11 protein-coding genes and 1 rRNA gene are annotated in these 11,529 nt (G+C 43.6%); 11 read left to right on the top strand and 1 reads right to left on the bottom strand.

Translation table 11 applies throughout. The annotated features are described in order from the left end of the window. Positions 1-95: 95 nt before the first annotated feature. The 9 genes from H580_RS0111165 (at position 96) to H580_RS24035 (ending at position 9,297) form a co-directional block, all read left to right on the top strand. Positions 96-476, top strand: a complete 381-nt coding sequence (locus H580_RS0111165; RefSeq protein ID WP_028594860.1) for a hypothetical protein — start codon at positions 96-98, stop codon at positions 474-476. 188 nt (positions 477-664) lie between these two features. Beyond that, complete coding sequence (gene gatC, locus H580_RS0111160; RefSeq protein WP_028594859.1) at positions 665-952, top strand: Asp-tRNA(Asn)/Glu-tRNA(Gln) amidotransferase subunit GatC; 288 nt, start codon at positions 665-667, stop codon at positions 950-952. A 60-nt stretch (positions 953-1,012) separates the two neighbouring features. Beyond that, positions 1,013-2,479: an Asp-tRNA(Asn)/Glu-tRNA(Gln) amidotransferase subunit GatA gene (gatA, locus tag H580_RS0111155; protein ID WP_425414128.1), complete on the top strand. Its 1,467-nt coding sequence runs from the start codon at positions 1,013-1,015 to the stop codon at positions 2,477-2,479. A gap of 17 nt (positions 2,480-2,496) precedes the next feature. Continuing rightward, positions 2,497-3,939 (top strand): Asp-tRNA(Asn)/Glu-tRNA(Gln) amidotransferase subunit GatB, encoded by a 1,443-nt coding sequence (gatB, locus tag H580_RS0111150; RefSeq protein ID WP_028594857.1) that lies wholly within the window; start codon positions 2,497-2,499, stop codon positions 3,937-3,939. A 321-nt stretch (positions 3,940-4,260) separates the two neighbouring features. After that, entirely contained in the window at positions 4,261-4,887 is a 627-nt protein-coding gene (locus tag H580_RS0111145; RefSeq protein WP_245583546.1) for an RNA polymerase sigma factor, read from the top strand. A 45-nt stretch (positions 4,888-4,932) separates the two neighbouring features. Continuing rightward, positions 4,933-5,571, top strand: coding sequence for a TM2 domain-containing protein (locus H580_RS0111140; protein WP_036605098.1), 639 nt, complete (start codon positions 4,933-4,935; stop codon positions 5,569-5,571). Continuing rightward, positions 5,568-6,788 (top strand): DUF4097 family beta strand repeat-containing protein, encoded by a 1,221-nt coding sequence (locus H580_RS0111135; RefSeq protein ID WP_028594854.1) that lies wholly within the window; start codon positions 5,568-5,570, stop codon positions 6,786-6,788. Before H580_RS0111140 ends, H580_RS0111135 begins: the two co-directional genes overlap by 4 nt. A gap of 153 nt (positions 6,789-6,941) precedes the next feature. Continuing rightward, positions 6,942-7,379, top strand: coding sequence for a peroxide-responsive transcriptional repressor PerR (gene perR, locus H580_RS0111130; RefSeq protein WP_028594853.1), 438 nt, complete (start codon positions 6,942-6,944; stop codon positions 7,377-7,379). 256 nt (positions 7,380-7,635) lie between these two features. Then, the gene (locus H580_RS24035) at positions 7,636-9,297 is read left to right on the top strand and encodes a glycosyl hydrolase family 18 protein (protein WP_245583545.1); all 1,662 of its coding nucleotides are present in this window, start codon (positions 7,636-7,638) and stop codon (positions 9,295-9,297) included. Positions 9,298-9,403: 106 nt separating this feature from the next. On the opposite strand, the gene H580_RS24030 is transcribed toward H580_RS24035, so the two are convergent. Continuing rightward, positions 9,404-9,850, bottom strand: coding sequence for a YgzB family protein (locus H580_RS24030; protein ID WP_051217420.1), 447 nt, complete (start codon positions 9,848-9,850; stop codon positions 9,404-9,406). Between the two features lie 147 nt (positions 9,851-9,997). Here H580_RS24030 and H580_RS0111115 point away from each other — a divergent pair, with 147 nt between their 5' ends. Both H580_RS0111115 and H580_RS0111110 read left to right on the top strand, forming a co-directional pair. After that, a complete protein-coding gene (locus H580_RS0111115) occupies positions 9,998-10,909 on the top strand; it encodes a hypothetical protein (protein WP_157282855.1) in 912 nt (303 codons plus the stop codon). A 490-nt stretch (positions 10,910-11,399) separates the two neighbouring features. After that, positions 11,400-11,529 (top strand): 16S ribosomal RNA (locus H580_RS0111110); the annotation flags it as partial.

The following is an 11,529-nucleotide window of genomic DNA, read 5'->3' as shown; positions in this document are numbered from 1 at the left end:
AAAATAACTGGTTACGATGCGTCATACCTAACGTTTACAGCAGCTTGATTTTCTAGTAACATAGTGAAAAAAGCAAACGGCTGGGAGGCATACCAATGCTGCCATTAGGAGAGAAAGTAGTCGTTGTCGCAGACCGTTTCGAGCAACAATTGCCGATTGGGGAATACGGCTATATTATTGCATATGACCGCAATGCGGATAATGCTTTTGATTATGTGGTCCGGGTTCCTCATGCGAACCGCAATTTTTTAGTGCCGGGTTCAGACATTGAGCTTGAAGATGTGCTACTTAAAGAAGAAGCGGATCGCATTGAACGAGAAGCGTTAATCGACTATGCATTAGCTACGCGCAACGAATCATTGTTTCGTCAGTTACTGCAGGGCGAAGAACAGGAGGAAGTAGCTGAGGAAGAAGAAACAGAAACTCTTTCCCCAGAAGACTTTATCCGACAAGTAAACTTGAGAGCTTGGATATAGAGCTCATAAATAAAGACACTCATCGTATTCAACCCGAAGTGGGCTGAATGTGGAGTGTCTTTTTTTGATGCGCTTTTACTTCCTTACATAGACAATATTAAGTTGTTTCCACTACAATTGAGATTTTTCAGTTCTTCGCTATAATAAAGGGATGACTATTTGCCGAACGAAGGAGGACATCAATCCCCATGAGCATTAATTTGCATGATGTTGAGCATGTAGCTAAGCTTGCACGCTTGCTGCTGACGGATGAAGAGAAAGAACGCTATACGGATCAGTTGAACGCTATTTTGAAATATGCAGATAAGTTGAATGAATTGAATACAGATGATGTACAACCTACAACGCACGTATTGCCAATTCGCAATGTAATGCGTGAAGATGAAGTACGTCCGTCTCTAGACAGAGAACATGTTATGAAGAACGCGCCAGAGGAAGAAGACGGTCAATTCCGCGTACCTGCTGTACTAGAATAACGTTTTACTACGGTAAATTGTATAGATGACAGGCTATTCCTGTGTAGAAAATGAAGGAGGATGTTCGAAGTGACGCCATTGGATTATACATTAGCTGAGCTGAAACAGCAGTTGAGCGCTCGCACGTTGTCTGCAACTGAACTTACAGACGCAGTATTCGCGCGCATCGCAGCGACTGATGGGACCGTTCAAGCATTTCTAACGTTAAATGAAGAACAAGCGCGTGCAGAAGCTCATCGCTATGATGATAAATATGTACAAGGGGAAGGTCTTGGCGCATTAGCTGGTATCCCTGCGGGTATTAAAGACAACATCATTACAGAAGGATTGCGCACCACTTGTGCAAGCCGTTTTTTGGACAACTTTGTACCTGTGCATGATGCTTTTGTATCCCGAAAGCTTAAAGAAGCGGGAGTAATAACAGCTGGTAAGCTGAACATGGACGAGTTCGCGATGGGCGGCTCCAATGAAAACTCGGCTTATCAAGTGACTCGCAACCCTTGGGATGTTGAGCGTGTACCTGGTGGTTCCAGTGGTGGTTCAGCAGCGGCGGTTGCAGCTGGACAAGTACCATTTTCACTTGGTTCAGATACAGGTGGCTCCATCCGTCAACCAGCTTCCTACTGTGGTATCGTCGGCTTGAAGCCAACGTATGGCCTTATATCTCGCTTCGGTCTCGTTGCGTTTGCGTCTTCCCTTGACCAAATCGGTCCATTGACGCGTACGGTAGAAGATTCTGCACATGTGCTGCAAGCGATTGCGGGTCATGACACAATGGATTCAACTTCTGCCAATGTCGATATTCCTGATTATGCAGCTGCATTGCAAGGCGATGTACGCGGCTTGCGTATCGGTGTTCCTAAAGAGTACATGAGTGAAGGTGTAGACCCTAAAGTCAAACAAGCTGTCCTTGATGCTTTACAAACATTTGAGTCACTTGGTGCTACATGGGAAGAAGTATCGCTACCACATACAGAGTATGCAGTAGCGGCTTACTACTTGCTTGCTTCTTCTGAGGCTTCTTCGAATTTGTCTCGTTTCGATGGCGTTCGTTATGGCGTTCGTGCAGAGAATCCTGACAACTTAATTGACTTGTACTTCAAATCCCGCAGCGAAGGTTTCGGATCTGAAGTTAAACGTCGTATTATGCTTGGAACGTATGCGCTAAGCTCTGGTTATTATGATGCTTATTATTTGAAAGCACAAAAAGTTCGTACGCTTATTAAGCAAGACTTTGATCAGGCATTCCAAAAGTATGATTTGCTAATCGGTCCAACTGCTCCAACGACTGCATTCAAAATTGGCGAGCAAATTAACAATCCGTTGCAAATGTATATGAACGATATTTTAACGATTCCAGTAAGCTTGGCTGGCGTGCCAGCGATTAGCGTTCCATGCGGAATGGCAGACGGTCTTCCTGTTGGATTGCAAATTATCGGTAAACCATTCGATGAGTCGGCTGTTCTTCGCGCCGCACACTTGTTTGAACAGGCTACCGAACATCATAAGCTGCGTCCGCAGTTGTAAGAGGAGGAGAATCTGACATGCCGAGTACAACCTTTGAAACGGTAATCGGATTGGAAGTGCACGTAGAGCTGCATACGAATTCGAAGATTTTTTGCGGATGCTCCACATCCTTTGGTGCACCGCCGAATACACACACTTGCCCGATCTGTCTTGGACATCCAGGCGTATTGCCTGTATTGAACAAGCAGGCGGTCGAGTATGCAATGAAAGCTGCAATGGCATTGAACTGTGAGATTGCAGATATTAGCAAGTTTGACCGTAAAAATTACTTCTACCCAGACTCTCCCAAGGCGTATCAGATTTCACAATATGATCAGCCGATTGGACGCAATGGGTGGATTGATATTGAAGTAGACGGTAAGACGAAACGAATTACAATCGACCGTCTTCATCTTGAAGAAGATGCAGGCAAGCTGACGCACATGGAAGGTGGTTTTGGTTCCCTTGTGGACTTCAACCGTGTCGGTACGCCGCTTGTAGAGATCGTATCCAACCCAGATATTCGTTCTGCGCAGGAAGCAGAGGCTTATATGCAAAAGTTGAGAGCGATTATGCAGTATTGTGACGTATCCGATGTGAAAATGGAGGAAGGCTCCCTTCGTTGTGACGTGAACATCAGCTTGCGCCCTGTTGGCCAAGAAGAATACGGCACGAAGACAGAGTTGAAGAATATGAACTCCTTCCGCGGCGTTGTTCGCGGTACAGAATATGAAGTAGAACGTCAAACGGATATTCTGGAAGATGGTGGAACAATCGTACAAGAGACGAGAAGATGGGACGAATCTCAAGGCCGTACGTTATCAATGCGCAGTAAGGAAGAAGCGCATGACTATCGTTACTTCCCGGATCCGGATCTTGTTACGCTTCATATTGATGAGGAATGGAAAGAGCGCGTTCGCGCGACGATCCCTGAGCTGCCTGATGCTCGTAAAGCTCGCTATGCGTCCGAGTTTGGCTTGTCCAGCTATGATGCAGATGTGCTTACATCCTCCAAAAAGCTTGCTGATTTGTTGGAAGAGAGCTTGAACTACACGAAGGATGCCAAAGCTGTTGCAAACTGGATTATGGGAGACCTTCTCGGCTACTTGAACCAGAACAGCAAAGAAATTGATGATGTGATGTTGAATGGTCAAAATCTTGGCGAAATGATCGGTCTTATTGAAAAGGGGACGATCAGCAACAAGATTGCTAAGACGGTCTTCAAAGAAATGCTGGAGAGCGGTAAAGCTCCTCAAGCAATCGTTGAAGAAAAAGGCCTTGTTCAGATTAGTGACGAAGGTGCAATCAGAGGCATTGTTGAGCAGATTGTAGCTGCGAATCCGCAATCGGTAGAAGATTACCGTGCAGGTAAAGAAAGAGCAATTGGTTTCCTTGTAGGTCAAGTTATGCGTGAGACGAAAGGGAAGGCCAATCCTACGCTTGTTAACGAGCTTCTTGTTGATGTACTGAAGCAAGCGTGAAACGCCGTGGTTTAACTATATTTATATAAAAAAGTGGAGCAGATGACCCAATGGATCAACCGATGATCGTTGGGGAACGGGCTCCATTTTTTTATAAACGGACGACTTTTTTGAAGTATATCGCTTAGAAAAGTGGCCGCTGCAATAATTACATGCTATCCGCTTGGAGGGAGCCTACCTAGACCAAAGTCTGTGTAGCACAACTAGACTCCGGCAGGTTTTAAGCTCTTTTCGATTCCGCGTACAATAATAGTAACTTAAGTGAACGATGCAAACACCGACAATGCTATGTACGGAAGAAGAGAAAGGATGTTAACCGCCGTGAACCTATTAAATACTCGATTATATAGTCAAGAAAGCATAAAGCAAAATAAATCTGATGAGCAGCTTGTTCAACAAATTATCGCAGGGGAGCAAGAGGCGATGAATACTTTAGTGGAAAGGCATCGTCGATTTGTGTTAACTTGTATTTGTCAGACTGTTAAAGACAGACATCTCGCGGAGGACATTGCTCAGGATGTGTGGATAAAAGTATATCGCTCGCTGCATACATTTCGTGGTGAAGCGAAGTTTACAACTTGGTTGTATCGACTTACACGCAATCAGTTAATTGATACATTGCGTAAGTGGAAGTATCATCTACAAGCCGATTCCCTTCCTTATGAGGATTATCGGATGAACTTAGATAATGAGCTTGTTGCTTCAGATGAGCTGCCTGAGGAGCATGTGTTGAAGCAGGAGCGGTGTGAACAAGTGAGAGATACGCTCCGCAATATGCCGTTAAAATACCGTTCTATTATGGTTATGTATCATTTGCGAGACCGTTCGTATACAGAAATAGCGGAACAGCTATCTATGCCAGTACGTACGGTGGAGACGAGATTATACCGTGCCAAAGCATTATTTAAAAATGGCTGGGGCCAAGCAGCAGAAGTACCAGTCGTTTAATGGAAATAGGCTATCATTAAAAGATTTAGAAAGGAGGCGAGAAGGGTGTCTAAACAGAAGCGATTTAAGGAAGAGAATGAGGAAGAACGCTTCTTGCGTGAGCGTATGTATGAGATGGATTTGGCATATCGTTCAAGGCAAGGCAAGGAGGAGTGGAGCGGATTTCCGGATACCCCGTATCGACATGTTCAGGAACCGCCTTTTGCTGCACAAAAGCCGCCAAAGAAGAGTAAGTTTGTTGCTATTTTGCTGGCATGTCTATTCCCTGGAGCAGGTCATTTCTACTTAGGACTCATGCAGCGTGGCTTATTAATGATTATGCTGTTAGTGCTTGATATTGTAGCTGTCGTTTATTTCTCCACATCAAATATGGGCACTAATGTACCTTTAATTGTACTGCTGTCATTACTGATGCCTGTTATCTATTTCTTTAATCTATTTGATGCTATGCAGCATACGGATAAAGTTAACTTGAACGCACTATATGGAACTCCTGTACCAATGTCGCCAGGGCCTTGGGTTGGTGTTTTACTAATGGGGATAGGTGTAATGCTGGTGTTGTTTGCTTTGGATCCGACATGGCTAAGTTGGGTGTTTCAATACGTAGGCTCCTTCCTTGGGGCGGCTGCTCTCATTGGCTTTGGTCTGTACATTCTTCTAAAGGAAACGAGAAGCAGACGATGACACAGCAATTTGTCTCCACTTCAATCATACGAGCGGGACGGTTTACTGCTGCATTATCACTTGTATGCATTGGTGGGCTGCTTTTATGGGATGCTGCGAGTACGGGATACTCCCATGTTAAATGGTTAAAAGTATGGTGGCCGCTTATACCGATTAGCTGGGTTTTTGAAGTTGTAGTGACGGGATTGCTTATGCGTGGACGGAAGAAACAGTGGAAAGTCGACTTAATGGGTATCAGTGCATCATTGATTGTGGCTGTCAGTGTTTTTTTGGTCGCGCAGCCTAATCTATTTCAACAATGGGTACGAACTATTCAATTTGATTTCTCTATGATGAAGCAGATGGTGCTGGAAGGCGGGGTTCCTATAACGAAGGAATCCATCGAGCAGCAGCTTGCAGAGGAAATCGACCAGCTTACAGTTGTTCACGAGACGGGTGATATTTATATTGAGACGGCTGAGGTTGATACGATTGAAGTGGAATCTATTGTAACAGTATATGAGGCAACGCAGCAAGAAGCGGAAATGGCAGCTGGTGCTGTTAATTTGAACATGAAACAAACCACACCAAATAAACTTGTTCTAGATGGTAAAAGCTATGTTCATGGAAACGAATTGTCACACCCACTTCAAATGGACATTAAGATTACGATACCGGAAGAGAAATTTATAGAATTAGATATCCAAGTCGACAAAGGAAATGTGTATGCGCAGCGGCCAGTTGCGCCTATTTATGTTCAGGCGAACGAAGGCGATATAAGGATTGTCGATGCATTGGATCGTGTGGAAGCAACAACGTCAAAAGGCGATATTGAATGTAATGATATAAAAGGAATGGCCGTCCTGCATACAATGAAAGGGAATGTGTATGGTCAACGATTAGAGGCCGGTGCGGAACTTCAAGTGCAGCAAGGAAATATGGAGCTGAATGAAATAAACAGTACACTGCATGCCGTAGCTCATAACGGAAATGTTACTATTAGCTCCTCACAGCTAAGTGGCTATTGGAGTGTTGAAAATTTGAATGGTGATGTCAGTCTCACATTGCCGCAAGATGTGGATATGAACGTTGATCTGCATTCGCTTCAAGGGAGAATCATGACGAACTATTCACTTCTTGGTTCTGAGGAAACAGCTGTTATTGGCAGCGTTGGTGAAGGCGGAGTTGGTTTGAGAGTAAGGGCGTCGGGTTCTATCCTGTTACAGCACAAGGGATAGTTTTCCATGAATGTTTCATCTGACATAATTGGCGATTGACAAAAGAAAAATATTAGTCGTACAATGGATGTAAATCAATTATTTGATGAGAATTGTTATAATGTAGATAAATGAACCTAGTGCAAGAGGATAAGGGAAAGGATGGTGGTCAGGATGAAGACGCGGGTTGAACATGCTTTGGAACATCTTAAAGAGTCTGGTGTGCGTATTACGCCGCAGCGTCATGCAATCTTGGCATTTTTGATGGACGCCATGACCCATCCAACTGCAGATGAAATATACCGAGCGCTTGAGCCTAAGTTTCCGAGCATGAGCGTAGCAACGGTGTACAACAATCTCAAGATGTTCATTGAGGCGGGACTTGTTCGTGAATTAACTTATGGTGATAGCTCCAGTCGCTTTGATGCGGATATATCGGATCATTACCATGCGATTTGTGAGAAATGCGGCAAGATTGCTGACTTCTCGATGCCTGCTCTTGATGAAGTAGAGCAAACGGCGGCATCACGGACCGGATTCCATATTCGGGGACATCGGATGGAAGTGTATGGGGTTTGTCAGGATTGTTTTAAGGTAGAACAACCTTGTTAAGAGATGTATGTAGAGTAAGATGACGCGCAGCGATATTCGTATCGGTGCGCGTTTTGTTTTTATATGCTAGGATCAACTTGATATATGACCGTCACAACTACTATTGAAATCGTGTTCTGACATGACGTAATGGCAGGATGTGAACACGTCTATATAGTAAAGAGGAGGAAATATGCGAAGAGATAACCATAACAATCAATATTCAACTTATGCAGCTAGGTCGAGGAGGCGCTCCAAGCGTAGAGGGTGTCTCTTTGTGCTTATAGGCTTAACAATACTGCTATTTAGTTTATGGCAAGGTTGGAAGGCCTGGTCGCCTCATGATGCATTTCCAAAGCTAAAGCCTTCCATTACCCAACCAATTACTTGGGGTGGTGAGTACAGTCAGTATGGTGCTAAGGGGAAGGGGGAGCAGTTATTGCTTCCGCTTGCAGCTATACAAGAGCGGATTATGCCTCAAGCGATATATGAGGAGAAATCTAATCTTGTCATTTTAACGAACGATCACCATGTGGCAACGGTATCTATAGATGATGGAAACGGCACATGGAATGGCAAGCCCTATAACTGGGGTGTTGCGGCAGAGCGTGTAAAAGATGAAGTTTATGTACCATATACCGTATTAAAACAATTAGGTGTTGTGGATGTCCGTGAATACCGTGACAATGATGTTGTTCATGTTATGCTGCCAGGGCAGAAACTTCAATCCGCCAAAATAATTGACGGCAGTCATTCTACTGATTCTAATGCATCCGTTAAATTAAGAGAAGGCACTGATGATAATGCGTCGGTCATTACAGAATTGAAAAGCTCTGCACAGGTATATGCGTGGAAAAGTGAAGGGGAATGGCGGCGGATTCAAGACGATCAAGGACGAATTGGCTATGTAAAGCAAGATGAGTTAGTTATGGGCGAACAGTCCATGATCCCAAATATCCCTGAAGTTGAGATGCCTGAGTTCGTAAAGAAGCAAACGCCAGTAGCATTAGCCTGGGAAGCTGTCTATAGTCGTAATCCTGATCCTGCTAAGCTGCCACAGATGCCAGGGATTAATGTGATTAGTCCGACTTGGTTTAGTATTGCTGATGGCAGCGGGAAGATTGATAACAAAGCGGACAAGCGTCTTGTGTCATGGGCACATTCACAGCAAAAGTATGTATGGGGGCTATTCAGCAATAGCTTTGACCCAGAACGTACAACAGAAGCACTAGCTACTTATAAGAATAGAAGTTATATGACGGAACAGTTGCTTGCATTTGTGAAGCAGTATAATCTTGATGGAATTAATATTGATTTTGAAAATGTAAATGTAAAAGATCGAGATCAGCTTACCCAGTTTGTACGTGAGCTTACCCCTTTGCTGCGTAAGGAGGGGGTTGTTGTTTCTATTGATGTTACAGCTAAGTCTGGGAGTGGCAACTGGTCAAGGTTTCTTGATCGGGCTGAACTCGGACGTTCAGTAGACTACATGATTGTAATGGCATATGACGAGCACTGGGCTGCAAGCCCGAAGGCGGGTTCCGTAGCATCGTTGCCTTGGTCGCGTGAGGCTGTTACTCGAATTATGGAGGAAGACGGGGTGCCTGCTAACAAGATGGTGCTAGGAATGCCGCTTTATACTCGAATTTGGACCGAAACGCTCAAAGATGGCGAGGTTAAGGTGACATCTAAGGCACTTGGTATGACATCAACAGAAGAATGGATGAAAGAGCATAAGGCTAAGCCAGTGTATTCAGAATCAACAGGACAGAATTATGCAGAAGTAAGTGAAGGAAATATAAAGTACCGAGTTTGGCTTGAAGATGAGACCTCTATTAAAGCTCGTTTGAAAATGGCGAAGGAGCTTGATCTGGCTGGTTTCGGAGTTTGGGCACGTTCATTAGGCAATGAGACAGCTTGGGAGTTATTGCAATACTAATAATTATTAAGAAGAGCCGATCTCCGGTAAAGGGGAACGGCTCTTGTTGTATATGTTCTTATTCGTCATCATTCAATTGGTTCGTGAAATTCTGTGATTATAATTATTAATGTTGTTTATTCAGATTGATATCAGATTCAGAAATGTTGCTGTTGGGGAGCGGAGATTCGGAAGCAGATGCAGATGGTTGTTGCTGCTCAGTTGTTTCCTCATATTCAGGGATATCCGTAGCTTGTGCAATATCTAAAGTGAGAATTGTACGGCATCCCATGCAGCGATCTGTTTTGCCCAGCATCTTTGTTTGGCGGCCGCACTCTGGACATTGGAGCATAACAGCGCTGGTCGAAAGCATTCCTGCCCAAAAGTAAATAGCCACACTGGCTAGCAATAAAATCATGCCGATAATCATAAATACAGCTGCGAAAGGCTTGCCTGCTTGTCCCCATTTTACAATGCCTGCTGTTCCCAAAATCATAATTCCCATTCCGACCATCGTCAGAACGAGGCCCCATAATCGAAATTCATTAATCTTGCTCGTGCGAAATACTCGCATTGTTGTGCGTGTAGTAAGATTCGTCATCGCTATACTCTCCTATCGTTTGATCAGAATGATAGTACTTTAGAGAAGGAAAGAGACAATCTATGTAGAAGTATAAACTATCATTAGCTGTTAAAGAAAGCCAAAAAGTGTGGGATGATTGTGAAAAAAGATACATTGCCATTAAATTTTTCAATCCAACATCTTTCCCAGAATGAAGATGTTATCGGAATACTTGCAGTATACCGAAACCAACTTGAAGATGATTGGCAGACTACACTAAACTGGGATGTGTTTCTTGTAGTAGTAGGTTCGTATCCTAATTATCAAGCATGGACACCTGTTTATTTGGAAGGGGGAAATAAATGTAGAATTGTACTTCTCCATTTAACCATGCATGATTTATTGAGTGGCGATATGATGAAATATGAAGAAATGAGGCATTGGCTGCTCTATGCTTCGGTAGAATTTGATCGTGATGGAGAAATGGAACAGTATCTTCGAGATTTTCCTAAGCAATGGGACAGCTATCAAGAACAGCGGATTCTAACGAAGTTTAGTGCATTCGTTCGAGCATACGTTGAATTGAAGCGTTGCGTGGAAAGTGGAACATATCTTGATGCATTTTCGGCAGCAGAGCAATCGCTGTTGGAATTAGCTAGACTTTCTATTATTGAGCATGGGCAAATACCGAGTGCATCTTTGTGGCAGCATGTTAGGCTGCTTGATTTGGGCGTTCACAAGCTGTATGAGGAACTTGTTATGAGTACAGAAACATTGCATAAACGAGTGGAGTTAGTATTGTTAGCTTGTGAATTCATCATCACGACACGTATGTACGTTTATGTAAATCCGCTTGTTCGTATTTTGCAAGGATCACATAAGGGTATGAACTTGTTGGAGTTATGCGAACATCCAGAATTAATTTGTATTGCGAATGATATGCCTTTGTTATTGGAGAAGCTTGTGAGCCGAGGTTCTATAGCATTATCATTGGTGGAAATGAACAATACGTTCTCTTCTATAGGTGCAGTGCCATATTATCGCTGGGTAGATGAGCGAAGCCATGCATGATGGTACAGTGGAGACATGTTCATGCATGGCTTAACTGCACTAGTAATAAGTTGTGGTAATAGCATATTTTAATTACCACAAACTGGACTTGAGAAAGAGTTGACTTTCATTTGCGTTGTGTGATAAATTAATACACGTCTTCTTCGGAAGTACACAAATGAAAGACGGACAAGCAGTCGCAAGACATTAGTTTGAATCGCTTCTTTAATAGAGAGTGATTGTTCATTATGAAGGTTGCTTCTAACTAACCGACATCGAAAACAAACTAAAAACTTTTCAAAAAAAGTGCTTGACGGAAAATGAATGACATGATATATTATAAGAGTCGCCGCTGAGAAACACGGCGAACGAGAGCAAAAGAAAACGAGTCGATAAGATGAGTAATCTAGAGCGAAATTGTTCTTTGAAAACTGAACAACGAGTGAAACGTTTGATGTAAGAAATTCAGCGATGAATTTCGTCAGCATTACAAATGAGCAAGTCAAACACTTTTATGGAGAGTTTGATCCTGGCTCAGGACGAACGCTGGCGGCGTGCCTAATACATGCAAGTCGAGCGGGGTTGATGGAGTGCTTGCACTCCTGATGCCTAGCGGCGGACGGGTGAGTAACACGTAGGCA

Origin of the sequence: Paenibacillus assamensis DSM 18201 (genome assembly GCF_000422445.1) — a bacterium.
Classification (GTDB): domain Bacteria; phylum Bacillota; class Bacilli; order Paenibacillales; family Paenibacillaceae; genus Paenibacillus_B; species Paenibacillus_B assamensis.
This window is presented reverse-complemented; position numbering and strand designations above follow the sequence as displayed.

Bases quoted from the DNA above. Each gene is read 5' to 3' on its own strand.
- H580_RS0111165 (WP_028594860.1), top strand. From the start codon at position 96: ATGCTGCCATTAGGAGAGAAAGTAGTCGTTGTCGCAGACCGTTTCGAG.
- gatC (WP_028594859.1), top strand. From the start codon at position 665: ATGAGCATTAATTTGCATGATGTTGAGCATGTAGCTAAGCTTGCACGC.
- gatA (WP_425414128.1), top strand. From the start codon at position 1,013: ATGTTCGAAGTGACGCCATTGGATTATACATTAGCTGAGCTGAAACAG.
- gatB (WP_028594857.1), top strand. From the start codon at position 2,497: ATGCCGAGTACAACCTTTGAAACGGTAATCGGATTGGAAGTGCACGTA.
- H580_RS0111135 (WP_028594854.1), top strand. From the start codon at position 5,568: ATGACACAGCAATTTGTCTCCACTTCAATCATACGAGCGGGACGGTTT.
- perR (WP_028594853.1), top strand. From the start codon at position 6,942: ATGAAGACGCGGGTTGAACATGCTTTGGAACATCTTAAAGAGTCTGGT.
- H580_RS24030 (WP_051217420.1), bottom strand. From the start codon at position 9,850: ATGCGAGTATTTCGCACGAGCAAGATTAATGAATTTCGATTATGGGGC.